The sequence below is a fragment of the Streptomyces sp. NPDC002054 genome (genome assembly GCF_040296685.1).
Taxonomy (GTDB): domain Bacteria; phylum Actinomycetota; class Actinomycetes; order Streptomycetales; family Streptomycetaceae; genus Streptomyces.
In genome coordinates this window covers 1-26,673 of record NZ_JBEOXT010000048.1, presented here as the reverse complement: position 1 = coordinate 26,673, position 26,673 = coordinate 1, and the positions used below count along the sequence as shown (strand labels likewise).

Sequence of the window (26,673 nt, the reverse complement as noted above, 5' to 3'; positions counted from 1 at the left end):
CTTCGTGCCGGGTAAAGGTCGCGCGTTCTTGCATGATCCTCCCGGCGGCATGCACCTCCCGCCGGATTCGTGCTCCGATGGGGACGTGCCCCGGGTCTCCGGGGCAACACCCCTTTATTGACACGAAGAAGGACGAAGAAGTTGAGTGATCAGGTGCTACGGCGTCCGCTGCCGCACGACTTCCACCCGCCGGTGCCCGAGTTGTCGGTGAGCAGCACGGACCTGACCGCCGGTGGGACCCTCCAGGATGCCCATGTGTACGCGAAGGGCAACTCCTCGCCGCAGATCGGCTGGTCGGCCGGGCCGGATGGTACCGGCAGCTACGCGGTCACGTGCTATGACCCGGACGCACCGACCGGCAGCGGGTTCTGGCACTGGACGGTCTTCGATATCCCGGCGGATGTCGCCGAGCTGCCGGCGGGGGCCGGAACCGGAGGCTTCGAAGGATTGCCTGCCGGTGCCGTGCAGGTGCGTAACGACTACGGCAGCAGGGACTTCGGCGGGGCAGCGCCTCCGGAAGGAGACGGCCCGCACCGGTACGTGTTCACGGTGTACGCCGTCGACCGGGAGAACCTGGGCCCGGACGCGGACGCGACGCCGGCCCTGGTGGGATTCCACCTGCGGTTCCACGCCATCGCCCGCGGCCGGCTGATCGCCCACTACGAGGAGCAGGGGACCGGGGCGTAGCCGCCCGGCGGCCCGCCCCGCCTTTCCCTCCGACCCGGCGCGCGGGAACTCGCCCGATCTCCGCGCGTCCTTGCACGATCCTGCTCCAGGCGGGGGATCGCGCCGGCCGCGTGGTGAGATGGGGGCATGTCCCTCGACGAGCTCCGCGACCTGCTGGGCCGCCATGCGCGGCCCGATCTGAGCACGGCCATCGACGGCGTCCGGATCTGCCGAGCCGAACCGGGCGCCGAGCCGGAGTACGCGATGTCCGGCGTAATGCTCGCGGTCATCGCCCAGGGGGCCAAACGGCTCGCGCTCGGAGACAGGGTGTACGAGTACGGCGTCGGCCAGTACCTGGTCGCCTCGGCCGACCTGCCGGTGGTCGGACGCATCGCCCAGGGACCCGAACTCGGTTTCGGCATGACGCTGGAGCCGGCCGTCATCGCGGAGCTGATGTTGCAGGCGGGGCCGGGCGATCTGCCGCCTTCGACCCGGTCGGTCCGGCCCGGGATCACGGTCAGCGACGCACCGGCAGAGTTGATCGACGCGATCGTGCGGCTGCTGCGCCTGCTGGATCGGCCGCGCGACCGCCGGGTGCTGGTCCCCTTGGCCAAGCGCGAGATCCTGTGGCTGCTGATGACGGGGGAGCAGGGCGAAGCCGTCCGGCAGCTCGGCCTGGCGGACAGTGGCTTGACCCACATCACCCGAGCCGTGGGCTGGATCCGCGACAACTACGCCGAGGCCTTCCGCGTCGAAGACCTGGCCCGGTCCTTCGGCATGAGCGTCTCCGCGTTCCACCGGAACTTCCAGTCGGTCACGGCGATGAGCCCGATCCAGTTCCAGAAGCAGATCCGCCTGCAGGCGGCACGGCTGCTGCTGGCCCGTCGCCCGAACGACGTGACCGGAGTCGCCTCCAGCGTGGGATACGACAGCCCCTCGCAATTCAGCCGTGAGTACAAACGGCAGTTCGGCGCGCCGCCGCGCGCAGACGCGGCACGCATGCGGGCCCGTACCCATCACGCTGCGGTTGCGACGGCCTGACCGCGGGGGCGCCGGTGACGCCTGCCGGACACGAGACCGGCCGGTGAAGCGTCAGGGCCTGCCTCCCTGTGCCGGGGATCAGGAGCCGGTGGCGGTGTGCTGGCGCCTGAAACACACCCACTTCCCGGCCCGGCCGGCAGCATGGACGTGCCCCGGAGTTGGGGTGCCGGTAAGAACCGTGTCACCAGCCGCAAACGGCGGTGATCAGTCATTGGGCTTGGCCGGTCGCGGCAGCTCGGCCGTGGTGGTTGCCTCGGCGAGCGCCTGGCGGCCGCCCTTCAGCTCGGGCACGTAGTTGTAGATGGTGTTGCGGGAGACGCCGAGGAGCTTCGCGATCGAGGTGACGGTGTTCTCGGGGCGGGTGAGCAGGTCGCGGGCGTGACGTACTTGCTCCGGCGTCATGGCCGGCGGGCGGCCGAGGCGGGCGCGGGCGGCGTCCAGGCCCTCGTTGGTGCCCTGCACGATGAGTTCGCGGATGAACTCCGCGAGGGCGGCGAAGACGTGGAAGACCAGGCGCCCGCCGGGCGTGGTGGTGTCGAGTAGCTCGTGCAGCGAGGTGAAGCCGACGCCGCGCTTGCGCAGGCCGGACACGATGGCGATGAGGTCTTGGATGGAGCGGCCGAGCCGGTCGAGCGACGGGACGACGAGGGTGTCGCCGGGCCGCAGGTAGTCGAGGGCCTTCCAGAGTTCTTCGCGCTCGGCGTTCTTGCCCGACTTCTTGTCCGAGAAGATCCGGCTGCACCCGGCGTCGGTGAGCGCGTGGATCTGCCGGTCGAGCAGCTGCCCCTTGGTGGACACACGTGCGTATCCCACAAGATCGCCAGCCCGTACAGCCGGAACGGGGGCGAGGAGATCGGCGGCGTCGTCATCCGTAGGCTGTTGCACCCCAGATCGTACAGAAAAGGGTCGTGCGGCAGTTCTTCAGCATACCGAGTTTTAGACACCGTTCGATGGGCATGATCCGGCGCTGCTCCGGCCGCGAACCGGTGCTTACCGATCTTGCTCATCAATCGGTTGATAGATGAGCACCAGCGGAAGAACCGCTCCAGCTCAGGTCTCGTCTGCGCTGTCCCGTCTCATCCAATCTCGCCTCTGCCTCACGAGACCTTGCCCGATTCGCCCCTCGTGGACAAAGCACCGTGAGACAGCCGAGATCAGTGACCTACTGTGCACGCCCAGGCGCTGGAAAATTGGGAGTTGGACAAGTCCGGAGTACGCAAGACTGCCCGGATGACCACAGACGTCCGCGTGCGCCAAGCCCTCGCCGCCGATGCCCCCGTCCTGGGCCGACTGCGCTGGGCATTCAAGCGAGAGGACCATGCAGGAGACCCTGCCGCTCCGGCTCGGTCCGTGAAACAGGCCGAGCAGTGGATCCGGGAACGACTCGACAGCGGACGCTGGCTGGCCTGGGTCGTCGAAAGCGGAGGAGAGATCTGCGGTCATGTCTTCCTCCACCTGATCGAGAGAGTGCCCGAGCCCTACGAGGACAACACCCCCACCGGCTATGTGACGAACTTCTATGTCGCCCCTTCCCAGCGCAACCGTGGGTTCGGAGCTGCCCTGCTCAAAGCCCTGAAACTGCACGCTCAGCAGCGGGGCATGGACTCCCTCATCGTCTGGCCGTCCGAGCGCAGTGTCCCGCTCTACCAGCGGGCCGGGTTCCAGCCGTCGGCCGAGCTGCTTGAAAACACGATGGACTGAGTCGAGCACTTCGCTCCGCTGAGCACAGACGCTGCAGCCGAAGATCGTTTCACCCTTCCTTGCATCACCCCTGGTTACAGGGCCGTCCAAAGGCAAGATCAAATGAGACGGGACATGCGCCTCTACGAACTTCCCGTACGCCTCAGCCTGCCCGCCGGCTGTGGCGGCGCGTGCCCGCGTGGACTGGAGGGGGAGGACCCGGTCACGGGGGGTCGGGGGCCGGGGCTCACTCAGCTGCTTCCGGGGAGCAGAGGGAGGAGACTGGCTGCGAGCGGGGCGAGGACGATAAGAGCGTCAGACAGTCGTTTCACGAGTCCGACCTCAAGACCGAGGAGCCGCATCAGCCGCGCTCGTCCTTGGGTCCAGCTCTCCCCCGGTTTGCCTGTCGCCGGCGTCATGTAGACGGCGTTCACCAGTTGACGCGAGCAGCCACGCCAGGAAAGGAGCATGGGCACGTATACCGAGGCGAAGGCGATAGTGAGAAACAGACCAAGGAGCAGCATCTTCCATGGCGGAAACGCCTCGGTACTGGCCAGGGCACGCAGTCCTTCGATCGTGAACACCCCTACGGACAGGGCGACGCTGAGTGCGGCCAGCGCCGTCAGCGAGTGTTGCCAGAGCCTGCGCAGTTCATCGATCCGGTGGCCTGGCGAGCCGAGTCCGTTGGCTGTTTGGAGTAGCTGTCGTAGTTGGCGGAGTCGCTCGGCGACAAGCCAGATGGCGAAGACGGCTGGCGCAGCGGACATGAGCCCGATAACGACGACCACCCAGACACGCGCTTGGAAGCTATCGAAGGCCACTGCCGCGGGGAGCTTGGCCTGATGGAAGGGGATGGCGATCAACGTGGCGAACAGCGCGTAGACGACGCACAGGACCCACATCGGGGCGGCAGGTGTATGTGGTTCGAACGAGGTACGAAGCTGCCGCACCGTCCCCGACAGGCGTACCCCGATGGCGAGCCAGATCGCCATCGCGACCCCGGCCCAGACACTCCAGGCGAGGTATTCGTCCGACCCCTCGAAGCGTGCGGAGTCGGACTGAAAGAGCCAGTATCCGCCCACCGCCGGGGGCACCACCAGCAACGTAGAACACGAAGGTGACCTGACCCAGGACGGCGCCGATGGCCCCATGACATCGCACCACCTGTCGAAGCGGGGCCGCCACTGCCTCGATCGACCCCATCTGCTGCCACACTTTGCCACCCCCTGTGGCCCGTGGGGAAAGGATCCCCCAGCCGCTGTACCCGATGTCAGCGCCGACACGCCGACGAGTGGACAGTGCTACCCGAACGGGGGCGTCGTCCCCGGCCACCCCTGTGCCCCCGCCACCGGCCCCACTCATTTCAGCCGAGAAGTCCACGTCATGGATCTCCACCAGATGAGCCTGAATCTCACCCGTGGTCGGGCCCTTGTACTCCAGCCGTAAATCGTGATCTTCACGTTCGAGCGGCTTGCCGCCGGTAGTGGCTAGTCTGGGATCGGGTCTGGTGGCGGCGTCGCCAGTCGGACCGGCCGAGCCGGTGGACCGGGTCAAAGGCGGGCCGGATGACGAGCGTGATGAACAGCCGTTGGTTCTCGTTGCAGGTGAGCGGTATGAGGGCGTCTGGTGCGGGATCGCGGTCGTGTTCGTTCGCGCGGACGACGGCGAGGAAGGCGTGCGCGAGCATGGCCAGGGTGACCCAGCGGGACCAGGACGGGTAGCGGCGGACCTGGTGCTCGTCCAAGGCCGCCAGGCCCTTGCTGGACTGGAAAAACTCCTCGACCCGCCACCTTGATCCAGCGACGCGCACCAGGGTGGTTAGCGGCACTGCGGCGGCCGGCGAGTAGCAGCGGTAGTACGCGAGTTCGCCGGTGCTGCGGTTGCGGCGGATCAGCAACTGCCGGCTCCCGGGCCGGGGGTCAGTGAGGCCGATGACGGCCCAGTCGTAGAAGCGGTGGCCCTTGGCTCCGCTCCCTGCGGACAGCTTCTGCCAGGCCCTCTTGGGCACCTTCCTGGCCAGCGTGTCCGCGCGGAACTTCCCGGCGCCTGTGGTGACTTCGTGCGAGCAGGCCACCGCGAGGACGTAGCCGGTGCCGCGTTCTTCCAGCGCGGCGCGTAGCGTCGGGTTGCCGCCGTAGACCTCGTCTCCCGCGAGCCAGGCGGCCCGGTGGCCGGCGTCCAGGAATCGGGTGACCATGCGGGCGGCAAGCTGCGGTTTGGTCGCGAATTCGGTCTTGTCACCGAGTCCGGCGGCCCGGCAGCGGTCGGGGTCCGAGGTCCAGGAACGCGGAACGTACAGTTCCCGGTCTACCGCGGCGTGTCCGCGGCGGCCGGCGTAGACGAGATAAACGGCGACCTGCGCGTTCTCGATCCTGCCCGCGGTGCCGGTGTACTGGCGCTGGACACCGACGGTGTCGGTGCCCTTCTTCACGTCGCCGGTCTCGTCGACCACCAGAACCGCCTGGTCGTCCCGCAGATGCTCCACCATGTAGGCCCGCACGTCGTCGCGGACCTGGTCGGCGTCCCACTTGGCTCGCCCGAGCAGGTGCTGCATGCCGTCCGGGGTGCTCTCTCCGGCCCACTCTGCGATGGTCCAGCAGTTTTTGCGCGGCAGGTCCGACAGCAGCCCGAGCACCAACCGCCCGACCCGACGTCGGGGTTCGACCCGTGCGAACCGGCCCGCGATCCGGGCCATCAGGCCCTCGAACGCCTCCTGCCAGCGGGCAGGGTCTACGCTGTGACCTGCGGCCACCGCATGATCTTCAGTCTTCACACACCGATGATCAACGGTGGCCGCACCCGTCTCCACAGCGCGTCAGGGTCGCGCAGCGTCTGCCTGCCGTCATGTGTCTGGAGGACTTGTGCAACGTGGCGAAGTCTGGTGGGTCCAGTTCGACGAGCGGAGGTTGGTCGTACTGCTGTCGGGAGACGACACGTCTGGGATCCGGGTGATGCAGGTCGTCGCTCCGGCGGGCGTCGACATCAGCGGTCTGGGCATCGAAGTGACGGTCGGCGCCGGTGAAGGGACTGCCGTTCGAAGGCGTGCTGCGGCTCGCGTTCCCGCGTCCAGGCTTCACCCCGTGCACGTGGCTGACCACTGTGTCCCGGGACGACCTGAGAGGGCGGTATGAGACCTGATGCCCAATTCTGCGTTTCGTGCGGGACGAGCGGGCAGGTCGTGGCGACGTCGGTCGGCTATGGCCGAGGCTGAGTGAACAAGCCTGACTCGGTCTCGGTCAGGATCCCGCGGTCGGCCAGCCGCTTGAGCTTGAGGCGGACGTTGTTGATGTTGTTGGGCGCGACTGCCAGGTCCATGGCCTCGCACACCTGCCGGGCCCGCAGCGGGTGGTCGGCCGCGCTGAACACCGCCATGATCTGCTGGTAGGCCGGATGATCCGGCAGCTTCGGTGCTGGCAGCGCGGGCGGCCCGGGGTCGGGTAGCCCCAGCAGTGTCTTGCAGGTGATCCAGACTTTCTCGGCGGCCCGGCCGAGTTCGTCGAGCTGTGCGGTCAGCTGCGCGACCTGTTCCCGCATCGTCTCGGCCTGTGCGGTGATCTCGCGTTCCCGCTCCTCCAGCCGCGCCGGCACCGCGCCGAGCGTCAGCTTCCCGCCGGTCATGCGGTGCGCCAGACCGGTGTGGTCGCCCCGGTCAGCCGACGCAGTATCACCGCGGTCATCGCCCAGTCCACCCGCGACTGCGAACTGCGGGGCAGATGCTCGTAGTCGCGCACCAGCCTGCGGTGCAGCATCAAGATCCCATAGGCGCGTTCCACGACCCACCGCTTGGCCTGGGGAACGAGCCCGGTCTGCGCGGGATTGCGCTCCACGACCTCCACCCCGATGCCCACCTTCTCCCCGTGCGCGACGACGGCGTTCTTGAAGCTCTGGTCGACCAGGGCCTTCTCCACGGCGTCGGTGTCGGCGGCGACCTTGTCCAACAGCGCGATCCGGACGGTGTTCTCGTGCGCCGGCGCGGAGGATCTACTGTCTGGTTGCCGGGTGCGGTGCTGGTCATCTGGTCCTCCCCTGCTCATGAGCCGAGGTAGGTTCCATTTCTTAGGCATCCGTAAGAGCGCGGTCCCCAGCGACGCTCTAATTCTGGTCTCAGGTTGATCGGGGACAATGCGCGGTAAAAACATCGACTGGAAGGGGGCGGGCCGGCGTGCGGATCATGATCGCGGATGATGACGTGGCCATCCGTGAGTCGCTGGAGCGGGTGCTCCAGGTCGAGGGTTACGACACCAGCACCGTCGCCAACGGTCTCGCCGTGCTCGACGGGGTCGGTGGGGCCGGCGGTGACACGCTGGATCTGCTGCTCCTCGACGTGATGATGCCCCGCCTCGGCGGGTTGGAGACCTGCCGGCGGTTGCGGGCCGCGGGTCGGGATCTGCCGGTGCTGATGCTGACCGCCCGTGACCAGGTCTCCGACCGGGTCGCGGGGCTGGACGCGGGCGCCGACGACTACCTGCCCAAGCCGTTCGCCACCGAGGAGTTGCTGGCCCGGGTGCGGGCCCTGCTGCGCCGGCGCACGCCGACCGACGGGGAGTCGCAGATCCTGTCGTTCGCCGACGTCCGGCTCGATCCCGACAGGTTCGAGGCGTGGCGGGGCGGGCGGCCGCTGCGCCTGACCCGGACCGAGTTCTCCCTCCTGCAGGTCCTCATGCGCAACGCGACCCGGGTCTTGACCCGCGACGCGCTTTTCGAGGCGATCTGGGGCTTCGGCATGAGCTCCACCGCCAACAACCTCCAGGTATACGTGAGCTACCTGCGCCGCAAGATGGAGGCCGAGGGTGAGCCGCGATTGATCTACACGCTGCGCGGCCTGGGATACACGTTGCGGGAGACTCCTCCGTGAGCAGGCCCGCCGGCCGGGAACCGCGCCGGCTGACCCGATGGTGGCGCCGGCGGTCCCTGCGGACCAGGCTGACGGTGATCGCGGCGACGGCCATCGCGGTCAGCGTGTTCGCGGCCTTCCAGGTGGCCAGCGAGCTACTGGACTGGGAGCTGCAGGACACCGCCGAGAATCAGCTACGCGCCGACTCCCGCGTCCTGGCGACGAACGCGGAGCGCGCCGGTCTGGCGCAGGTCCAGCTACCGCCGTATCCCGGATCCGGTCGGCTGGTGCGAGTCATCCTGCCCGACGGCTCGATCCGGACGCCGGCCGGCCAACCCGCGCTGCCCCCGGTCAGCGAGCACGCCGGGCGCGTGGCGCAGGGCGTGTCGGCCGACCTGATGGAGTCGAACGATAGCGACGACGACGGCTACATCGTCTACACGCTGCGGGCGGGCGACGGCGCGGTCCAGGTGGCCCGCGTCGTCGACGACAGCCCGATCAACCGGTTCGGGTTGGGCATGCTGCTGATCGGGCTGCTCTGCGTGGTCGGCGGCGCCCTTGTCGGGCGGACCGTGGCGCGGACAGGGCTGGCACCGATCGACCGGCTGACCGCCGCTGCGGTACGTGTCGCGCACACCCAGGATTTCGACGCCGACATCCCGGATGAGGGCGGTGGGGAGATCCGGCGGCTGATCCAGTCGATCAACGACATGCTCGCCGCGCTCCGGAACTCCCGGCAGGCCCAGCGGCTGCTCGCAGAGGACGCCGCCCACGAGCTCAAGACCCCGCTCACCAGCCTGCGCCTCAACGTCGAGCTGCTGATCCGGCTCGATCGGCGCGGCACCCTGGACAGCGCACTGCCGGCGGAGAGCCGGACCCGGCTGCTCAACGATCTCGGCGCCCAGGTGGCCGAGTTGAGCACCCTTGTCGCCGAGCTGACCGACCTGGCGCGCGGTGACACCAGCGACGAGAGCACCGAGGTGCTCGACCTCGCCGACGTGGTGGTGGCCGCCGTGACCCGGGCGCGTTCCCGCGTGCCCGACATCGAGGTCACGCTCGACGTGACCTCCGTGTGGGTGAGCGGGCGTCCCGCTGCGCTCGAGCGGGCGGTGCTCAACCTCATCGACAACGCCGGCAAGTGGTCCCCCGCGGACCAGCCGGTCCAGGTCCGGCTCCGTGCCGAGGGTGCGTCGGCGGTGCTCGAGGTCGACGACGCCGGGCCGGGCATCGACGCCGCCGACGTACCGCGGGTGTTCGACCGGTTCTACCGTGCCGACAGCGCCCGGGCGTTGCCGGGATCCGGTCTGGGGCTGTCGATCGTGCAGCGGGTCGTCGACGCCCACGGCGGCCGGGCCACCGTCGCCCGCTCCGCACGCGGTGGCGCGCTGCTTCGGGTCGACCTTCCGGCCGCGGCCCCGCCCGCCCCGATCGCGCGGCTCACTGCCGGGGAGGACACCGCGGTGCGCTGACCCGCCCCGGCGGCGCAGCGCAGGACAAGGGACGGCGGCCCTCGGGCATGGCCCTGCACGGCTCACCGTCGGGGCAGGACACCGCGATGCGCCGACCCCGGCCCCGGCGCGTGGCGCAGGTCCAAAGGGCGGCGGTCGCGGGCCCATGAAAATCCGGGACGGGCCTGGGGCCCGTCCCGGAACTCGTCCGTGCCGCCGCGCTCACCGCTGCAGCGCGGGCTCCTCGTCGTCGGCGAGCGGCTGTTGACCGTCCGGCAGCTCCGCCGCTGGAAGGGACAGCCGGCTCGGCCACCACATCCGCCGGCCGATCAGCAAGGTGAGGGCGGGCACCAGGACCGACCGCACCAGCAGGGCGTCGAGCAGCACGCCGAAGGCCACCAGGAACCCGACCTCGATCAGCATCACCAGCGGAAGTGTGACGAGGACCGCGAACGTGGCCGCCAGGACCAGGCCTGCCGAGGTGATGACGCCACCGGTGGCTGAGAGGGCTTTGAGCATGCCCTCTTTGGTGCCGAGACGCACGGTCTCCTCCCGGGCCCGGCTGGCCAGGAAGATGTTGTAGTCGACGCCGAGCGCCACCAGGAACAGGAATGCCAGCAGCGGCACCGAATGGTCGACACCCTTGAACCCGAGGATCGTGTCGAAGACGAACACGCTGCCGCCGTAGGCTGCGGCGAATGAGACGATCACGGTGGCCATCAAGACCAGCGGGGCCACGATCGCGCGCAGCAGCAGCCCGAGGACGATCAGGACGACGGCGAGCACCAGCGGGATCACCAGCTTCTCGTCGCGCTTGGTGGTCACCTCGGTGTCGAGGTTCTCCGCACTCGGCCCGCCGACGATCGCCTCCGCCCCGCTCACCGCGTGCACGGCGGTGCGCACCCGCTTGATCGTGTCGTACTCTGCGACGGTGTCCGGCGCGTCCTTCGGGAACACGGAGATGTTGGCCCAGCCACCGCTGGTCTGCTCCGGGATGGCCAGGGCCACACCGCGAGTGTCCCTGACGATGTCGAGCACCCGCTCCTGGTGCGCCGGCCGCGTGAAGATCGTCATCGGCTGGCCGCCGAGCTCCGGAAAGTGCTGGCGGAGAACGGTGAAGCCGGTGACCGACTCCGGCGCGGACAGGAACTGGTCCTGCTCCCGCAGGGTGCCGGTGTTGCCCGCCAGCCCGAGGGCGAGCACGCCGAGGACTCCGAGCGAGCCGAGCGTCGCCACCCACCGGCGGCGGCTGATGGCGGTGCCGAGCCGTCCCCACAGCCCCGGCTTCTCCTCCACGGCCGTGCTGAACCGCGGGATGGCCGGCCAGAAGATCCGCCTGCCGAGCACCACGAGCACCGCCGGGAACAGCGTCAGCATGGCCACCAGCGCGCACAGGATGCCAGCCGCACCGATCGGGCCCAACCCGCTGGTGCTGTTCAGGTCCGCGACGAGCAGGCAGAGCAGGCCGGCGACCACGGTGGCCGCGGACGCGACAATGGCTGGCGCCGCGCCGCGTAGCGCGTGGACCATCGCGACCCGGACGTTCTCATGGTGGTGCAGTGCCTCCCGATATCGAGCGATGAGCAACAGCGCGTAGTCCGTGCCGACGCCGAACACCAGGATCGTCAGCAGCGCCGAGTTCTGGTCGTTGACCACGATGCCGAAGCCCTTGACGAGCAGGTAGACGGTCCCCATCGCGGTCAGTGCGGCCGCGCCGACGGCCACCAGCGGGATGATCCACAACACCGGGCTGCGGTAGGTGAGGATGAGCAGGAGCGTGACGACGACGATGGTGGTGAGGAGGACCTGCACGTCGATGCCGTCGAAGACGGCATCCATGTCGCCGTCGATCGCGGCCGGGCCGGTCACGTCGAGTTCCAGGCCGGAGGGGCGGTCCTTCGCGGCGTCACGCAACGGGCCGACGATGTCCTCTGGTGCGCCGTAGGTCGTGCTCACCTCGAGGGTGAACATCATCGCCTTGCGGTCGGTGGAGGGGCTCGTCGGTGAGCCCTCGTCGTCCTCGCCGGCCGCCGCCGTCGCCTTCGGCGGGTACCGCTTGGCAAGGGTGTTGTAGTGGCGCTCGACCGTCGCGCGGTCGGCGTCGGTCATGCCGCTGGCGCGGTGGTACACGAAGACGAACGTGTTGTTGTCACCGCCGGGGAGACTGTCGTCCAGCACCGCCACCTTGGTGGACTCGGCACTGGCCGGCAGGGTGTCTACGGCGCTGTCGGTGGTGACCGAGCTCAACTTTCCGCTCAGCGGCACCATGCCCGCCGCCAGCACCAGCCACAAGCCAATCACCAACCATGGCACCCACCGGCCTGCCAACCGACCGGCCGGCGCTTCCCCGGACGGCGCTGCGTTGACTGCCATCACTAGCCTCCTACATACGGGTTGCATCGCTTATCTGGACGCCTACTTCCTACCGAGCGAACCTGAGACGACTATTAGAGGGCTGTATGCGAGTTTTTGCCTGATATCTGACTCTGCTATGGGATTAGCGTGCAGGTCAGGGCTGTCAACGAGCGCCGGTTGCGCGGCGAGGACGAACAAATCGACTGGGATACGGCCTGGCGGGCGTGTTGCCGCGGCCGGGTGCCCCTGGCATGGGGCCGGGCCAGAGGGCTATCCCAGCCCAGGCTCTGCGACATACTGCGGTCATGAGTGGAGAGGAATCGACACGGCTGGCAAAAGCCCTCATCGATTCCATGAGGCCGAAGGCATCTCGGAGCGTGAACTCGCGCGCCGCACCTGGCTGAGTGAGGCGACCATCAGGACCTTCGAACGCGACCGGGGAGACCTGCCCACCCCGATCGTTGCGCGAAGTTTCGAGGAAGTCCTCGGCTGGGCTCCGGGCAGCATCAAGACCGCGCCGTCCGAGGCGATGGGTCGTGAGGCATCGGCCGACTCGGCCATGGACCTCGAGTAGGCGCGCTGGTCAGGGCTGAATTCCGGGCGATTGCGGTCGTGGCCTGGTGAACAGTCCCGGCTCGGTTTGGGCCAGGATTCTGCGCCTGGTCAAACGCTTCAGTTTGATGCGGACGTTGTTGATGTTGTTCGGTGCGACGTTCAGGTCTATCGCTTCGCACACGTTGCGAGCACGCAAGGGGGCGTCGGCTTCGGCGAACACGGCCATGACCTGCTGGTAGGCGGGGCCGTCCGGCAGGGCCGCAGCCGGCGCCAGGGGTACCTCGTCCGTCAGTTCCAGGAGCGTTTTGCGGGTGATCGCGATGTGTTCGGCGGCCTGGGCGAGTCCGTCCAGCAGTGCGATCTGCTCGTGAGCAGCCTCCGCTTCCATGGCGATCTGCCGCTCGCGGACCTCCAGGCGGGCCAGCAGGGCGCCGAGGGTCTGCTGCGGGTGGCCGCTCACGCGCCGCGCCAGGCCAGGGCGGAGGTGCCCGTCAGCCGACGGGCCATCACGTCGCTTAGCGCCCAGTACACCCGTGACTCGGCCGAGGCCGGGCGGTGTTCGTAGTCGCGGACCAGCCTGCGGTGGAGCATCAAGATCCCGTCGGTCTGCTCGACTCTCCAGCGGATCGGTTGCGGAACGAAGCCACGGTCGGCCGGGTTGCGCTCGACAATCTCCACCGCGATGCCCAGGCCGGCGCCGTGGTCAACCACGGTCTTCTTGAATCCCTGATCCACCAGGGCCTTCGTCACCGTGGAGGTCCCGGCGGCGACCTTGTCCAGCAGCGCGGTGCCGAAGGCGTTGTCGTGTACGGAGGCGGCCAGCACCACCACAGCGACCACCAGGCCCAGCACGTCAACGGCCAACCCGCGCTTGCGGCCTGGCACCTTCTTCGAGGCGTCCCGCCCGGTCGTGGCCGCGGGCACTCCGGCGGCGGCATGGAGACTCTGCGTGTCGAGCACCACCAGGCTCGGGTCGGCTAACCGTCCCCGGCCCTCACGCACCTGCCAGCGCAGCAGGTCGTGGATGACCTCGTCAGTGCCATCGTCGCGCCACTTATAGAAGTGGTACTTCACCGCGCCGGGCGGTGGCAGGTCGTGCGGCAGGAAATCCCACTGGCAGCCGGTACGGGACTGGTACAGGAGCGCGTTGACGATCTCCCGCATCTCGTATCTGCCCTGATGGCCGCTGACGGAGGGGTGCTTGGCCTTCCATCCAGTGGTCACCGGCTCGATCAGTGCCCAGCGTTCGTCGGACAAGTCGCTCTTGTAGGGCCTGCGTTCGCTCACCCTGCGACTGCAACACGGACAGATCCGTCGGCCAGCCAGAAGCTCCCACAGTCACACGATCAGGCGACACCGAAACAGACATCAGCTCACGTACCGCCCTCTGATAGAGCGGGCGGCCGTCCTGTCCTCCGTGAAGCTCAGCGAGATTGACGACGCCCTCCGACTCGCTGAACAAGCACAGGAGCGGACCCCGGCCACGACCGCGAAGCTCAGCGATAAGGGATGCCCTCCGTCTCGGTGAACTCGGGTAGGCGGAGAAGGAGCCGACGCTTGCGACGGCGTGGGCGGTCTCGGGCAAGATGATCGACGCTGGCCACCTGTGGCCTCGGCGCCCCTCACCACCGATCACGATCTACGGCTGGAGTACTTGGCGTAGAGGGACAGGATCGCCTCGTCGAAGCCCTCCACCCGCCGCTGATGCTTGGGCACGATCTGCGGGCTGAAGGTGCCGGCCCGGTCGCGCGGGATATCGAGCCCCACCGCACCCACGTCCGTCAGGATCCGCTTGCGGCTGGTGCCGTTGCGGGAGTTGCCCGACCCCGCCCCGGCCCGATCGCCCTCCTCGTAGCCGAGATGATCCGACATCTCGGACTCCAGAGCGCCTTCCAGGACCAGCTTCACCAGCCCTTTCAGCAGGCCGTTCTCCCCGACCAGGTTCAAGCCCTCCGCGCGGGCCCGCTCCACCAAGTGACCTGCCAGGTCACGCTTGATGCCGAAAGCCTGGCCAACTCGGCTCCCGTCCGTACGATGTTGCCCTCACGGGGCCGGTCGTCCTTGATCCCCACGGTGATCCTTCCCGGCAGAGACCACGTCTCATGCCTTACGGGTCACACCGGGGCAAACATAAACTTCCGGACAGTCCTGCCTCTGGCCATGAGCCGTCACGCGCTCGCCCGCGCGTGCCACAACGGGGTCCGCACGGCGGGCGGCCCCCGCGACTGTGGCGTGCAGCCGCTTCATCAAAGGCTGAACCGTCGTCTTCCTCGCACAGCGTTCGGAGACAGGCTGAGTGTGGTGGGGCAGTTGCTTTCAGCGGGTAATGGGCCCGGGAGGCTCCTGTCCGGACCGGAGCTCGCATGCGTGCTGACTGAGGTGCACCCTGTAGTAGTACCTGTAAGCCACTCGGTAGCCAGTGGCGTAGCCTCTCTCGTAGGTACTGAACTTGATTGGGTGATGTCGGGCCCTTTGCCTGACGGTGTGTAGGTCTAGTCCTGTGGCTGTGAGATACGCGCAGGGCGGCGGCTTGACCGAGCCCGAGAGGGCTGGCCGAGTCGGTAGGTGTCACTGGGGTGGGCTGGGGTCGTGGTGGTTCCATATCTCCCCCGGATGGGGGAGGAACACCTTGTGCCCTGGGTGGATGCGCGGCCCTCTTGTCCCTCGGCAGAGTAACGACATACGTCGACGCACCGAATCCAGCATGTCGCACATCAGCCCCCGCCGACCGTCAGGCGGGCAGCGATTGTGGGCGCCATCGGCTGCCGAGACCCAGTCAAATGCCGTCAACAGCCCTTTAATCGAGGAGTCCGCGGTGAGAGAGATGACAGAATCCGTCCAAGGCGGGCAGCTGGGCGTCCGGGGCTCACGGGCCGGCTACTGGGGCTTCGGACTTGCCGTGGGATACGCCGTATTCGTGCGCTTCTATCAGGGAGCGGGCGGCACGATCGGAGTGCCGGGGACCTCCACGCCAGAGAGCCTGCCCTCCTGGTACATGGCCAACTACGTGGCCGGGCTGATCATCCTGCTTGGCGGGGTGGCTTGCCTCTTCCTCACCCAACCGCGCGTGCGGACGATTCCGCACCAGTCGCCGATCCTCCCCGGGAAACAGATACCCAAGCCCCTCATGCTGGCCGCATGTCTGAGCCCGGTACTGCTGGGCGGAGTCTTCAGCGTGACGCACGGCGTCGCTGGAGCCTTCACACATCTGCTCGAACTGTGCGGCGCCATCGAGATAGATTACCCGGACGACTGGGAAACTCTGAATGTGACCTCGATGAACCTGTGGAACATATTGTTCTATGAGCCCTGGTTCATCGCCATGGGCGTATGCCTGCTCGGTTCCGCGCTGCGGTACCTCAGGGACACCGGTTCGACAGAGGACGTCATTGGCAGGGTTCGCCGAGTGACCGTCGCTCTCATCGGAGTCCTGGTGGTGGCATCCTCCCTCACCGTCATCATGGGCTGGAATCTTGAAATCGGCTGAGCCGATACATTCTCGGCAAGCAATGATCAACCGCACATCATTACCCGCCGATGGCTGCTCAGACCTCGTAAGCCACTTTAACGTTGTCAATGAGAGCCAGTATGGCTCGCGTGGAGGGAAGGGCCATGAGGCCTTCCCTGGTGAGCCGAGCCCCGCTCGAATCCCGAGTGAACAACTTGACTCCGAGCGCGCGTTCCAAGCATTTTATCTGGAACTGAACTTGAATACGTGACGTCGGTCTGATCGTGGTCAGTCGTCCATGGTCAGGCCGGTTCCCGTGAGGCATCCATCGACGAGGTGCGGTCGGTACTGAATCTGCTTGAGGGTTCGTTTCACGGCCCTGGCCAGCTGGTCGAGGTTGGCGGCAGCGAGGTTGCCGATGGTCCGTTTGACCAGCGACCAGATACCTTCCTGGGGGTTGAGGTCGGGTGCGTAGGAGGGGAACTGGAAGACCGTCAGCCAGTCGGCGTTGGCTTCGATGAACGCTTTCATCTGCGGCAGCAAGTGAGCGCGGAGGTTGTCCCAGACGAGCACGACCGGAGCGCCGAGCTGGATGTGTGCGCGCACGATCAGGTCCCGGTAGTCCCGCCAGGTGAAGCCCTTTGGCTCGCCCTTGCGGCCCCGGTAGACGTGGAAGCTGTAGAACATCCGGGACCGCTCGCCCTGTCGGAAGCAGGTCATCCCGGCCATCGAGACCCGGCCGGAGCCCCGGCAGCGGACACGGACGACCGGGGTCCCGCCTCTCCGGCCCCAGGTCCTGGCACGCGGCGGTCTCAGCGACTGCCCGGCCTCGTCCTCGAAGACGATCCAGGCCCCGCGAGCCGCCGCGGCGCTTTTACCCGCGGCCAGACCTCCCTCTTCCACAGTTCGACGGCCGCATCGTCGCGCTCGATCGCCCGACGGGCTGGCTGCTGCCAGGACCAGCCGTGACGCTTGAGCAGCCGCCACGTTCCCTCCACCGTGTAAGTGACGTGGAACAGCCGGCCGATCAGCGTCTTCACCCGGGCCAGCGTCCACCGCTGGTCCGCCCAGCCGTGAACCAGCGGACCACGCTCCAACTCCCGCTCAAGCCGGTCCATTTGTCTCTCGCTCAGCCTCGGCCTGCCCGGCGATCCCTTCGAGCGAACCCCGCACTCCCCGGCCTCCCGCCACTGGCGGCGCCATCGCTCCACCGACCGCTCGCTCACCCGCAACGCGGCCGCGATCTGCCGGTTCTTCTCCCCGCCCACGAAGCGTTCCACGGCCTGCAGCCGGATCCGCTCCCGCGCGGCCCTCTCGGCGTCGGTCAAACCGCCGCCCTGCGCGTACCTCACAGCCCAGAACTAGCGGAGCCGAACGGCCACTGTCAGGCGAACAGCCCCGACATCACCCAATCAAGTTCAGTGGCGAAGGTGTTGGTGCTGCTTCTGCAACGCACGGGCCCGAGGGCGCCGGCGGCTACGGCGGGACGTTCCAGGTGCACGTGCCGAGCGAGACAGCCGCGCAGTTGGGCGGTTTGGACCTGATCCGGGCCGCGCTGCACAAGGCGGCGCGTGAGCTCGACTGGAAGTTCGGGACCTACGGGGCCGGCGGCGGCCAGGGTTTGACAACGCTCATCGGCATCCATGACAAGCGTGAGATCCCGGAGCCGTACGCGAAGGTCGTGGAGGAACACCGGCAGCGCCAGATGCGGGCTGCGGTCGACCGCATGTCCGCGAGGTACTCGGCCCTGGACGGCTCGGCGCCGGCGTCGAGCCCGCCGTTGCGCGGGACGCCGGTGGTGCAGACGAAGGAGTTCCTGGCGGCCGTCGCCGATCACGGCCTGCTGGCGTAGCGCGTCGAGCGTGGAGGTTCTCGCACGGCGCGGGCCTCATCGAAAGGAGCGCTCATGGACCAACCAGCAACTTCATGGGCCGATGACCTGGCCGAGGAGATACGGACCGGCTACCCGGGCGTGCGGCTTGAACTCGGCCTCGATCGCGGTCCGTATCTCGTACTGTTCTGGATCGTCCTCCCGGAGAGCGAGCGAGGGAAGGGGATCGGCACGCGCGTCATGGAGCGCATCACCGCCGCGGCCGACCTGCGCGGTGTGCCGGTGGCGCTCAGCCCGAGCGGCAATTTCGGTGGCGATCCGGATCGGCTGCACGCGTTCTATCAGCGCTTCGGCTTCATCACCAACACCAGCCGCGGCGAGCTCTGCTCTTCCAGGGAGAGCATGATCCGGGCACCACGGGAACCCGCCACGACGGACCGCGCCCAGAGCGTGAACACCGGTATCGGCAGAGGTCTCGGGGAACAGCGGGACAGCGGTTGGCGGTGAGAAGGATCTTGAGCAGCAGCGGGCCCCGGCGATCAACTGCTTCGCCGGGGCCTGCCGAGTTGTCGGGCGTCAGTCGAGGTCGACGAGCGGCGGCAGTTCGCGGAGGGTTTCGGGCAGCTCGCTGATGCCGCTCGTTGAAGACCACCGTGCCCCGGCGGTCGACGGCGGCGACCTGGACCGCGTACGCGTTCTCCAGCCCGGTGGTCTCCACGTCGATGGCGAGGAGCGTCTCGTCGGCGAGGAGGCGGCGGGCCCAGGCGGCGACCTGCTCGCGCTCGCGGGTCCACGACGACGGGCGTAGCAGGGAACGGATCGCGTCGTCCAGGTCACGGTGGGCCTCGCCGCTGCCCTGCACCCGCCACAGCGGCCGGCCACCGTCCGTCTCGGCCCTGTCCTCCCGAAGCTGCCGCGAAGTGACAAGTAGCTCTCTGTAGCAAGGTGAGGGTGTGCTTGTCCGGGTTTTCGATCTTCTGGGGTTGTTGAGGGAGCGGTTCCGCGAGGTTGGTCCGGTCACGTCGACCGGAGGGAGCGCGGGGTGCGGCAGGACTGGGAGCCGGAGGACCTGATCGAGGTCTGGACGCTGCTGGGGGAGGACCAGGAGCGGCTGCGGAACAAGTCGGGGGCGAACCGGCTGGGGTTCGCGTTGTTGCTGAAGTTCTTCGAGGTGGAGGCCCGGTTCCCGGAGGATCCCGGCGAGATCCCGGCGCCTGCGGTGTCGTACGTGGCCCAGCAGGTGAAGGTGCCGGCCGAGGAGTGGGCCGGGTACGACTGGTCGGGCCGGGCGATCAAGCGGCACCGGGTGGAGATCCGGGGTGCGTTCGGGTTCCGGGAGTGCACCGCGGAGGACCAGGCCCAGCTCGCCGAGTGGCTGGCGGCGGAGCTGTGTGGGGTGGAGCTGAGCCGGGACCGGCTGGCGGAGGCCGTGGTCGTGCGCTGCCGGGTGACCGGATGGAGCCGCCGACGCCGGGACGTATCGCCCGCCTGGTCGGGTCGGCGGTCACCACCTTCGAGGAACGGTTCTGCGCGGCCACCGTGGACCGGCTGTCGGCGGCGACCCGTTCGCGGCTGGACGACCTGGTCGCCGAGGACACCGGCGGGCAGGAGTCGGCGGGTGGCGGCGTTTCGTTCTTTTCCGAGCTGAAGGCGGACCCGGGGGCGCTGGGCTTGGACAGTCTGCTGGCGGAGGTGAGCAAGCTCCAGCGGGTGCGCGCGCTGGAGCTGGCGCCGGAGCTGTTCGGGGACGTGTCGGAGAAGCTGGTGGCGGCGTGGCGGGCGCGGGCGTCGAAGGAGTACCCCTCGGACCTGCGGGCGGCGGCCGGGCCGGTGCGGTACACGCTGCTGGCCGCGCTGTGCCACGTGCGGCGGACGGAGATCACCGACTCGCTGGTGGAGCTGTTCATCCAGCTGGTGCAGCGGATCAACACGCGGGCGGAGAAGAAGGTCGAGGGCGAGTTCACCAAGGACCTCAAGCGGGTCCGCGGCAAGGAGGGCATCCTGCTGCGGCTGGCGGAGGCCGCGGTCGCGGAGCCGGGCGGCACGGTCCGCAAGGTGATCTTCCCGGTGACCGGGGAGTCCACGCTGAAGGCGCTGGCCGCGGAGGCCGCGGCGAACGAGGCCCGCTACCGGGCCCGAGTGCGTACGGTGTTGCGGTCGTCGTACTCGGGGCACTGGCGGCGGATGCTTTCCCCGCTGCTGGGGGCGCTGGAGCTGAAGTGCAACAACACCGCCTACCGGCCGGTGATGGACGCCATCGACCTGCTGAAGCGCTACCTGGACCAGCCCATCGCCAAGGATGGCGCGTTCTTCGACGAGTCGGAGAGGATCCCGCTGGCCGGGGTGGTGCGTGAGGAGTGGCGCAAGGCTGTGGTGGACGAGCGCGGACGGGTCGAGCGCATCCCGTACGAGCTGTGCGTGCTGGTGTCGCTGCGGGACGCGCTGCGGCGCCGCGAGATCTGGGTGCCGGGCGCGGGCCGGTGGCAGAACCCGGAGGACGACCTGCCGCCGGACTTCGAGGACAACCGCGACGTGCACTACGACGCGATCCGCCAGCCGCAGGACCCCGGGGCGTTCATCGGGGCATTGAAGAAGCGGCTGCGGGAGTCCTTGACCCGGCTCGACACCGCGCTGGAGCTGGGCACCACGGGCGGGGTGGACATCGTCAAGAAGCACGGCGAGCCGTGGATCAAGGTCTCGCCGCTGGGCAAGCAGGCGGAGCCGGAGAACCTGGCGGCGCTGAAGGCGGAGATCGAGCGGCGCTGGGGCACCATCGACCTGATCGACATCCTCAAGGAGGCCGAGTTCGCCACCGGCTTCACGTCCGAGTTCGCCTCGGTCGCCACGAGGGAGGCGGTCCCGAAGGCGGTGCTGCGGCGCCGGCTGCTGCTGGTGCTCTTCGCGCTGGGCACGAACATGGGCATCAAGCGGGTCGCGGTCACCGGAAAGCACGGTGAGAGCGAGGCCGTCCTGCGCCGGGTGCGGCACCTGTTCGTCAACCGCACCAACCTGCGCGCCGCCCTGGTCCGCCTCGTCAACACCACCTTCGCGGCCCGTGATCAGGCATGGTGGGGCGAGGGCACCGCCTGCGCGAGCGATTCGAAGAAGTTCGGGTCCTGGTCCAGCAACTTCATGACCGAGTGGCACCAGCGCTACCGCGGGCCCGGCGTGATGATCTACTGGCACGTCGAGAAGAAGTCGCTGTGCGTCTACTCCCAGCTCAAGTCCTGCTCCGCGTCCGAGGTCTCCGCGATGATCGAGGGCGTGCTGCGGCACTGCACGGACGTGGAGATCGACCGCCAGTACACCGACACACACGGCGCCTCAATCGTCGGATTCGCCTTCGCCCACATGCTCGGCTTCAACCTGCTGCCGAGGCTGAAGAACGTCGGCTCCACACGGCTGTACCGGCCGGCGGCCGGTGAGGACGAGACCTGGCCGCACCTGGCGCCGGTGCTGTCGACCAAGACGATCGACTGGGACCTGATCGCCCAGCAGTACGACCAGATCGTGAAGTACACCACCGCCCTGCGCCTGGGCACCGCCGAGGCCGAGCAGGTCCTGCGGCGCTTCACCCGCGGCGGGCCCAAGCACCCCACCTACCGGGCGATCGAAGAGCTGGGCCGGGCGGTGCGTACGGCGTTCATCTGCGACTACCTCGCCGACGCCGAGCTGCGGCGCGAGATCAACGACGGGCTCCAGGTCGTGGAGAACTGGAACTCCGCCAACCACGACCTGTTCTACGGCAAGGACGGCGACCTGACCGGCTCCGACAAGGAGTCCCAGGAGGTCTCGATGCTGGCGCTGCACCTGCTCCAGTCCGCGCTGGTGCACGTCAACACCCTGCTCCTCCAGGACATCCTCGCCGAGGAGAAGTGGCACAAGAAGCTCACCGACGCCGACCGGCGGGCCCTGTCCCCGCTGTTCTGGACGCACGTGAACCCCTACGGCCGGTTCGAGCTGGACATGAACTCCCACCTCGACCTCGTTGCCGCCGTGACGGCCTCAGTGCCCGGCCCGCGCAGCAGCGAGCCGGTCACAGCCCCGGCCTGACGGGCTCGCCGGGCCGGGGCCCGTCAGGGCCTGACGGGCAGCCTCGGGCAGCCCGGGGCGGGCGTGGAAGGGCCGGGCTGAGTTCAGCCGGGGGTGCGCTCTCCGGGCATCGACCGGGTGAGGACGCCGAGTGTGAGCAGAGCGAGCGCCGGCAGCACGGCGACGATGATTCCCATCGGCAAGGCGTCGGTGGCGCCACCCGTGCCGGCCAGCGGAGCAAGTGCCCCGCCGATCATGAACTGGCTGAAGCCGAGCAGAGCGGCGGCCGACCCGGCGTGTCCGCCGTGGTCGGCCAGGGCCTGGGCCGCGGCGTTCGGCATGACCAGGCCCACGCTGGAGACCAGGACGAACAGGCCGATCAGGAGCACGGGCAGGGGTGCCCGTGTCAGCACCGCGCCCAGGACCGTGGTGCCACCGGCTGTCGCGCCCAGCAGACCGGCGAGCAGCAGCACGCGGGCGCCGGCCCGGGCCACCAGCCGGCCGCTGATCTGGGCGGCCGCAATGAGTCCGGCGGCGTTGACGGCGAACACGGCGCTGTACTGCTGCGGTGACAGGCCGTGGATTTCCTGCAGGACGAACGGCGAGCCGGAGATGTAGGCGAACATCGCTGCGAAGACCAGGCCGTTGGCCAGGACGTACCCGGTGAAGACCCGGTCGCTGAGCAGCTGCCCGACGACAGCCAGCAGCGGCTGGCGTGACGCGGAGGACCGGGTCTCCGGCAGTCCTGCGGCGGAGGCCGCCAGCATCACGGCGCCGAGTACGGCCAGGCTCACGAAGATCCCCGGCCAGGCCGTGACGCGCAGTAGCTGGCCGCCGAGGACCGGCGCGAACACCGGCGCCAGGCCGGTGATCAAGGTCAGTGCGGAGAAGAGACGTGCGGTGCGGGTTCCGGAGGTGCGGTCGCGGACCATGGCGTTGGCGATGACGATGCCGAACGCCCCGCCGATGCCCTGGACCAGGCGTAGGCCGACGAAGGTCCGGACGTCGGGCGCCACCGCGCAGAGCGCGCTGGCGATCGTGTAGAGGGCGAGGCCCGCCAGCAACGGACGCCGCCGGCCATAGGTGTCGCTCAGCGGCCCGGCGATCAGCTGCCCGATGGCCAGCCCGGCCAGGCAGGCGGTGATGGTGAGCTGGGTGGCCGCGGCGCTGGCGCGCAGGTCGCCGGCGAGGTCCGGCAGTCCGGGCAGGTAGCCGTCGATGGACAGTGGCCCCAGGGCCACGAGCGCTGCGAGCAGGACGATGAATCGGGTTTGCCGGCCGGCGGCGTCGTTGCTCATGGCTCAGTACGCCACGGTGATGCGGCGGCGGATCGCGGTGCCGCTCTCGATCGTGTCGGCCAAGGCGATCGCGTAGTCGGCGTACGAGATGCGGCTGTTGCCGTCGTCGTCGGTGAGCAGGGTGTCCCCGGCGCTGCGGTAGGCCCCGGTCCGCTCGCCCGCTCCGATGACCGCGGCGGGCGACACGTACGTCCAGTCGAGGTCGTGCACGCCGCGGTAGAGGTCGAGCGCTTCGGACTGGGCCTCAGCGTTGGCCTTCCACAGCGCGGGGAAGTCCGGGTCGTCCATGACCCGGGCGCCGGTCGGCGTGCGCAGGCTACCGGCACCGCCGATGGTGACCAGGCGGGTGACGCCGGCTCGGCGGAGTCCGTCGATCAGCGCACGGGCGGCACCGACGATCGTGGCGCGGTCGTTCTCCTGGCCGATCCGGGGACCGACGGCCGACAGTACGGCGTCGTGGGAGGCGGCGAGGCCGGCGACCGCGGCGGCGTCTGTGACGTCACCGGTGGTCACGGTCAGGGCCTTGTGCTTGAGTCCGTCGACGTGGCCGGCTCGGGTGACCGCGGTGACGGTGTGACCGCGACGCAGTAGTTCCTCGGTGGTGGGCCGGCCGATGTTGCCGCTGGCACCGAACAGGACGATCTTCATGTGTTGCTCCTTGGTTCTGATGGTCAGAGGACGGGCTGGCCGTCGGCGACGATGGCCGCGGTGATGCCGCGCTCGGCGGCGGCGTGCTGGAACCGCTGCTCGATGTCGGGTTGTTCGGTGTAGAACGGCGGGTTGTGGAACAGGCCGTAGTGCATGGCGCAGACGGTGCCGGCGCCGAGTGCGACGGCGGCCTCGACGCCCTGCTCGGGGGTCATGGTCGCCGGGACGTTGGCCGCGTAGCCCTCGAAGTGGGCGATGACGCCGTTGACCGGGACGAACGCGACGTCGAACGGGCCGTGGTCGCGGGCGATCTGCCACCAGCTGCCGTGCCACTGGGTGTCGCCGCAGTGAATGACCCGCCGGCCGGTGCCTTCGACGACCCAGGCGACCTGGTCACAGTCGTTGCCGCGCCAGTCCAGCGAGGTCACCGGGGTGACGGTCAGCTCTCCGATGCGGCGTGACTGGCCCAGGTCCTGGGCAACGGGGGTGATGCCCACCTCGTGCAGCGCCGCCGCGCTCGGGGTGTGGCAGCCGATCGTGCCGGTGGCCGCGATCCGGGCGATCAGGTCGTGGTCGCAGTGGTCGGGGTGCAGGTGGGTGATGAGGGCGTGGGTGCCGGGCGGGGTATCGACCGGGTCGACCGGCCGGTGCGGCGGCCCCATCACCGGCGTCAGCGGAGCGACGTTCTCGAGCGGGTCGATCAGCAGGCGGGTGTCGCCGAGACGGATCTCGACGCCGGCCCAGGCCAGCCGACGCACGGAAAGGGTGGGGGTCATGGGCAGCGACGCTAGACCGAGGTTGTTGAGAAAGTCAACAAGAGAGTTTTGAATCTCAACACCACGATGTAGGGTGGTGGCATGCGCACCTACGGGCAGTACTGCGGCATCGCGAAAGCACTGGACACCATCGGCGACCGATGGACCCTGCTGATCGTCCGTGAACTGCTCGCCCTGGGTCCGTGCCGGCACACCGACCTGCGCAACGGGCTGCCCGGGATCGCCAGCAACCTGCTGGTCGACCGGCTCCGCGAACTCGAGGAAGCCGGCCTGATCCACCGCAAGGCCGCCCCGCCGCCGGTGGCCACCACCCTGTTCTCCCTCACCGAGCGTGGCCGCGAGCTGGAGCCGGTGCTGCAGGAGCTGAGCCGGTGGGGCGTGCCGCTGTTGCGTGAGCCGGGCGGCAGCGACACCTTCCGCACCCACTGGCTGGACATGCCCGCCCGGGCACTGACCGACCACCGCCCCGACCAGCCAGCAATCGCCCTGCAACTGCACGCCGACGGCAGCGAGGACCTGGTTATCGAAGTCAAGGACGGCTCGGTGCACACACACGCCGGCCGGGTCGACCACCCCACCGCGTCACTGACCGGACCGCCGCACCTGCTGGCCGCGACCCTGCTCGGCGACCTCGATCTGAGCGCCGCAGTACAGCAAGGCCTGCGGCTCAACGGTGAACGCGAGGCAGTACTGCGCATCCTGCCCCGCTGATCGACCGGCCGCTCGCGGGCCTGCGACCTCAAGCTCTACCGAGTCTGCGCCGGTCTCAAAAACGGTCCTTTGCCCGAGCAAGATCGGAAACGGGTCGCCAGACCGCCGCCGGGCCCGGTTCCGTTCTCAGAACCCGTTCTCACCCGAAAGCGGCACGGACCCCCTTCTGAGACTTGCATTGTGCGAAGATCGCCGCCCATGACGGACCCTCAGCAGCCCTCCCCGACCGACCGGTCGGAAGCGGACGACGGGGAACAGCACGCGTGTCCGAAGTGCGATGCCCAGCCCGGATCGCCCTGCCGCTCGCGCGGCGGCGCCGTCGCCTCCGCCTACCACACCCGCCGCTTCACCATGGTGCCCCGGCTGAAGAAGGCGCTGAGGGTGCCAACCCCGACCGACCGCGAGCCGGGCCGGCCGTGGCGGCCGGGCACCCCGCCCCCCGCGCCGATCGACCCGGACCTGCCGGGCGCGGACATCCGCATCGGCTACGCCCGCTGCTCGACCCTCGGCCAGGAACTCGACTCCCAGCTCGACGCGCTCGCGGGACACGGCATCACCCGGGACAAGATCTTCAGCGAGAAGATCAGCACCCGCGTCCGGGTCCGGCCCCGCTTCGAGGAGGCGCTGCGGACCGCGCGGGAGGTCAAGGCGCACGCCCCGCACTGCCGGGTCATCTTCACCGTGTACGAGATGAAGCGCCTCGGCCGCGACGCCGCCGAACTCACCGCGCTCGCCGACCACCTCACCGCCCACGGCCTCATCCTGGAGATGCTCGCCGGACCCCTGCCCGGCATCTACGACCCCACCGGCCCGGGCAAGCTGCTGTTCGCGTTCTTCGCGGCGATGGCGGAGACCGAGCGGGAGAACATCCGCGAGTCGACCCTGGAAGGGCTCGACACCGCAGCCCGCAAGGGCAAGCACGGCGGCCGGCCCCCCGTCATCACCGACGACATGCTCCACACCGTGCTCCGACGCCGCGCGGGGGGAGAGTCCGTTGAGCAGATCCAGCCCGACCTGATCATCCCCACCGGCAAGCGCAAGGGGCACCACCCCTCGGTCGCCAGCATCTACCGGGCGCTGACCGAGCACGCCAAACGCGAGGCGTACCCCGAAGCCGTCGAGCAAGCCCGCGCCGACTTCGCCGCCGACCGGACCGGCGCGGTCCCCGAGCCCCGCCCCGCCACCTCTGACCGAGCGTCACTCTGATCACAGAGAGCTACTTGTCACTTCACGGCAGCTTCGGGAGGACAGGGCCTGGGCGGCCTGTTCCTGCCCCTGATGATCTACATGCAGAGCGACCTCGGCTACACCCCCCTGGCCGCAGGAGCTGCCACGGTCCCCCTGTTCGCC

At 68.9% G+C, this 26,673-nt stretch carries 24 protein-coding genes and 4 pseudogenes; 15 read left to right on the top strand and 13 right to left on the bottom strand.

Features of this window, described 5'->3' with window-relative positions; all coding sequences use genetic code 11:
- Positions 1 to 141 precede the first annotated feature (141 nt).
- Both ABT123_RS32860 and ABT123_RS32855 read left to right on the top strand, forming a co-directional pair.
- Positions 142 to 687: a YbhB/YbcL family Raf kinase inhibitor-like protein gene (locus tag ABT123_RS32860; protein WP_351321419.1), complete on the top strand. Its 546-nt coding sequence runs from the start codon at positions 142 to 144 to the stop codon at positions 685 to 687.
- 126 nt (positions 688 to 813) lie between these two features.
- Positions 814 to 1,707 (top strand): AraC family transcriptional regulator, encoded by an 894-nt coding sequence (locus tag ABT123_RS32855; RefSeq protein WP_351321417.1) that lies wholly within the window; start codon positions 814 to 816, stop codon positions 1,705 to 1,707.
- A 204-nt stretch (positions 1,708 to 1,911) separates the two neighbouring features.
- Here the strand turns inward: ABT123_RS32855 and ABT123_RS32850 are convergent, their stop codons facing one another.
- Positions 1,912 to 2,520 (bottom strand): recombinase family protein, encoded by a 609-nt coding sequence (locus tag ABT123_RS32850; RefSeq protein WP_351321415.1) that lies wholly within the window; start codon positions 2,518 to 2,520, stop codon positions 1,912 to 1,914.
- A gap of 417 nt (positions 2,521 to 2,937) precedes the next feature.
- On the opposite strand from ABT123_RS32850, the gene ABT123_RS32845 reads away from it, so the two are divergent.
- Positions 2,938 to 3,408, top strand: a complete 471-nt coding sequence (locus ABT123_RS32845) for a GNAT family N-acetyltransferase (RefSeq protein WP_351321413.1) — start codon at positions 2,938 to 2,940, stop codon at positions 3,406 to 3,408.
- Positions 3,409 to 3,638: 230 nt separating this feature from the next.
- On the opposite strand, the gene ABT123_RS32840 is transcribed toward ABT123_RS32845, so the two are convergent.
- Both ABT123_RS32840 and ABT123_RS32835 read right to left on the bottom strand, forming a co-directional pair.
- Complete coding sequence (locus tag ABT123_RS32840; RefSeq protein WP_351321411.1) at positions 3,639 to 4,490, bottom strand: hypothetical protein; 852 nt, start codon at positions 4,488 to 4,490, stop codon at positions 3,639 to 3,641.
- Between the two features lie 353 nt (positions 4,491 to 4,843).
- The gene (locus tag ABT123_RS32835) at positions 4,844 to 6,082 is read right to left on the bottom strand and encodes an IS701 family transposase (protein ID WP_351321455.1); all 1,239 of its coding nucleotides are present in this window, start codon (positions 6,080 to 6,082) and stop codon (positions 4,844 to 4,846) included.
- Positions 6,083 to 6,248: 166 nt separating this feature from the next.
- Between ABT123_RS32835 and ABT123_RS32830 the strand changes: the two are divergent.
- Positions 6,249 to 6,525 (top strand): annotated as a pseudogene (locus ABT123_RS32830) (type II toxin-antitoxin system PemK/MazF family toxin).
- Between the two features lie 57 nt (positions 6,526 to 6,582).
- On the opposite strand, the gene ABT123_RS32825 reads toward ABT123_RS32830, so the two are convergent.
- Both ABT123_RS32825 and ABT123_RS32820 read right to left on the bottom strand, forming a co-directional pair.
- Positions 6,583 to 7,005: a hypothetical protein gene (locus tag ABT123_RS32825; RefSeq protein ID WP_351321409.1), complete on the bottom strand. Its 423-nt coding sequence runs from the start codon at positions 7,003 to 7,005 to the stop codon at positions 6,583 to 6,585.
- Positions 7,002 to 7,421: a hypothetical protein gene (locus tag ABT123_RS32820; RefSeq protein WP_351321408.1), complete on the bottom strand. Its 420-nt coding sequence runs from the start codon at positions 7,419 to 7,421 to the stop codon at positions 7,002 to 7,004. Before ABT123_RS32820 ends, ABT123_RS32825 begins: the two co-directional genes overlap by 4 nt.
- 128 nt (positions 7,422 to 7,549) lie before the next feature.
- On the opposite strand from ABT123_RS32820, the gene ABT123_RS32815 reads away from it, so the two are divergent.
- Together ABT123_RS32815 and ABT123_RS32810 are read left to right on the top strand one after the other, a co-directional pair.
- On the top strand, positions 7,550 to 8,242 hold the full coding sequence (locus tag ABT123_RS32815) for a response regulator transcription factor (protein ID WP_351321406.1): 693 nt from the start codon (positions 7,550 to 7,552) through the stop codon (positions 8,240 to 8,242).
- Positions 8,239 to 9,690 (top strand): HAMP domain-containing sensor histidine kinase, encoded by a 1,452-nt coding sequence (locus ABT123_RS32810; RefSeq protein ID WP_351321404.1) that lies wholly within the window; start codon positions 8,239 to 8,241, stop codon positions 9,688 to 9,690. The genes ABT123_RS32815 and ABT123_RS32810 overlap by 4 nt, the downstream gene beginning before the upstream one ends.
- 201 nt (positions 9,691 to 9,891) lie before the next feature.
- On the opposite strand, the gene ABT123_RS32805 is transcribed toward ABT123_RS32810, so the two are convergent.
- The 3 genes from ABT123_RS32805 to ABT123_RS32795 all read right to left on the bottom strand — a co-directional run bounded on the left by ABT123_RS32805 (position 9,892) and on the right by ABT123_RS32795 (position 13,866).
- Positions 9,892 to 12,042 carry an MMPL family transporter gene (locus tag ABT123_RS32805; RefSeq protein ID WP_351321402.1) on the bottom strand — a complete coding sequence of 717 codons (2,151 nt, stop codon included), beginning with the start codon at positions 12,040 to 12,042 and terminating at the stop codon, positions 9,892 to 9,894.
- A gap of 565 nt (positions 12,043 to 12,607) precedes the next feature.
- Complete coding sequence (locus ABT123_RS32800) at positions 12,608 to 13,039, bottom strand: hypothetical protein (RefSeq protein ID WP_351321400.1); 432 nt, start codon at positions 13,037 to 13,039, stop codon at positions 12,608 to 12,610.
- The gene (locus ABT123_RS32795; protein ID WP_351321398.1) at positions 13,036 to 13,866 is read right to left on the bottom strand and encodes an IS5 family transposase; all 831 of its coding nucleotides are present in this window, start codon (positions 13,864 to 13,866) and stop codon (positions 13,036 to 13,038) included. The genes ABT123_RS32800 and ABT123_RS32795 overlap by 4 nt, the downstream gene beginning before the upstream one ends.
- 100 nt (positions 13,867 to 13,966) lie before the next feature.
- On the opposite strand from ABT123_RS32795, the pseudogene ABT123_RS32790 reads away from it, so the two are divergent.
- Positions 13,967 to 14,117 (top strand): annotated as a pseudogene (locus tag ABT123_RS32790) (type II toxin-antitoxin system PemK/MazF family toxin); the annotation flags it as partial.
- A gap of 118 nt (positions 14,118 to 14,235) precedes the next feature.
- Here the strand turns inward: ABT123_RS32790 and ABT123_RS32785 are convergent.
- A pseudogene (locus tag ABT123_RS32785) lies at positions 14,236 to 14,594 on the bottom strand (transposase); the annotation flags it as partial.
- Between the two features lie 800 nt (positions 14,595 to 15,394).
- On the opposite strand from ABT123_RS32785, the gene ABT123_RS32780 reads away from it, so the two are divergent.
- Positions 15,395 to 16,066 carry a hypothetical protein gene (locus ABT123_RS32780; protein ID WP_351321396.1) on the top strand — a complete coding sequence of 224 codons (672 nt, stop codon included), beginning with the start codon at positions 15,395 to 15,397 and terminating at the stop codon, positions 16,064 to 16,066.
- Between the two features lie 249 nt (positions 16,067 to 16,315).
- Here the strand turns inward: ABT123_RS32780 and ABT123_RS36805 are convergent.
- Positions 16,316 to 17,379, bottom strand: a protein-coding gene (locus tag ABT123_RS36805) for an IS630 family transposase (RefSeq protein WP_502971124.1) whose coding sequence is annotated in 2 segments (ribosomal slippage) — positions 16,316 to 16,932 and positions 16,932 to 17,379 — 1,065 coding nt in all. Because the reading frame shifts where the segments join, the coding sequence is not laid out codon by codon here.
- Between the two features lie 149 nt (positions 17,380 to 17,528).
- On the opposite strand from ABT123_RS36805, the gene ABT123_RS32765 reads away from it, so the two are divergent.
- The 5 genes and pseudogenes from ABT123_RS32765 to ABT123_RS32745 all read left to right on the top strand — a co-directional run bounded on the left by ABT123_RS32765 (position 17,529) and on the right by ABT123_RS32745 (position 21,911).
- Entirely contained in the window at positions 17,529 to 17,879 is a 351-nt protein-coding gene (locus ABT123_RS32765; RefSeq protein WP_351321392.1) for a hypothetical protein, read from the top strand.
- A 54-nt stretch (positions 17,880 to 17,933) separates the two neighbouring features.
- The gene (locus ABT123_RS32760; RefSeq protein ID WP_351321390.1) at positions 17,934 to 18,365 is read left to right on the top strand and encodes a GNAT family N-acetyltransferase; all 432 of its coding nucleotides are present in this window, start codon (positions 17,934 to 17,936) and stop codon (positions 18,363 to 18,365) included.
- A gap of 124 nt (positions 18,366 to 18,489) precedes the next feature.
- Entirely contained in the window at positions 18,490 to 18,666 is a 177-nt protein-coding gene (locus tag ABT123_RS32755) for a hypothetical protein (RefSeq protein WP_351321388.1), read from the top strand.
- A 234-nt stretch (positions 18,667 to 18,900) separates the two neighbouring features.
- A pseudogene (locus tag ABT123_RS32750) lies at positions 18,901 to 19,245 on the top strand (DUF4158 domain-containing protein); the annotation flags it as partial.
- Between the two features lie 68 nt (positions 19,246 to 19,313).
- A complete protein-coding gene (locus ABT123_RS32745) occupies positions 19,314 to 21,911 on the top strand; it encodes a Tn3 family transposase (RefSeq protein WP_351321386.1) in 2,598 nt (865 codons plus the stop codon).
- Between the two features lie 83 nt (positions 21,912 to 21,994).
- On the opposite strand, the gene ABT123_RS32740 is transcribed toward ABT123_RS32745, so the two are convergent.
- From ABT123_RS32740 to ABT123_RS32730, 3 genes are read right to left on the bottom strand one after another with little or no spacing between them, the layout of a single operon-like run.
- Complete coding sequence (locus ABT123_RS32740; protein ID WP_351321384.1) at positions 21,995 to 23,188, bottom strand: multidrug effflux MFS transporter; 1,194 nt, start codon at positions 23,186 to 23,188, stop codon at positions 21,995 to 21,997.
- Between the two features lie 3 nt (positions 23,189 to 23,191).
- Positions 23,192 to 23,836, bottom strand: coding sequence for an NAD(P)-dependent oxidoreductase (locus ABT123_RS32735; RefSeq protein WP_351321382.1), 645 nt, complete (start codon positions 23,834 to 23,836; stop codon positions 23,192 to 23,194).
- Between the two features lie 23 nt (positions 23,837 to 23,859).
- Positions 23,860 to 24,612 (bottom strand): MBL fold metallo-hydrolase, encoded by a 753-nt coding sequence (locus tag ABT123_RS32730; protein ID WP_351321381.1) that lies wholly within the window; start codon positions 24,610 to 24,612, stop codon positions 23,860 to 23,862.
- Between the two features lie 81 nt (positions 24,613 to 24,693).
- Here ABT123_RS32730 and ABT123_RS32725 point away from each other — a divergent pair, with 81 nt between their 5' ends.
- Together ABT123_RS32725 and ABT123_RS32720 are read left to right on the top strand one after the other, a co-directional pair.
- Positions 24,694 to 25,323 (top strand): winged helix-turn-helix transcriptional regulator, encoded by a 630-nt coding sequence (locus tag ABT123_RS32725; RefSeq protein ID WP_351321379.1) that lies wholly within the window; start codon positions 24,694 to 24,696, stop codon positions 25,321 to 25,323.
- A gap of 198 nt (positions 25,324 to 25,521) precedes the next feature.
- Positions 25,522 to 26,529: a recombinase family protein gene (locus ABT123_RS32720; RefSeq protein ID WP_351321377.1), complete on the top strand. Its 1,008-nt coding sequence runs from the start codon at positions 25,522 to 25,524 to the stop codon at positions 26,527 to 26,529.
- Positions 26,530 to 26,673 lie beyond the last annotated feature (144 nt).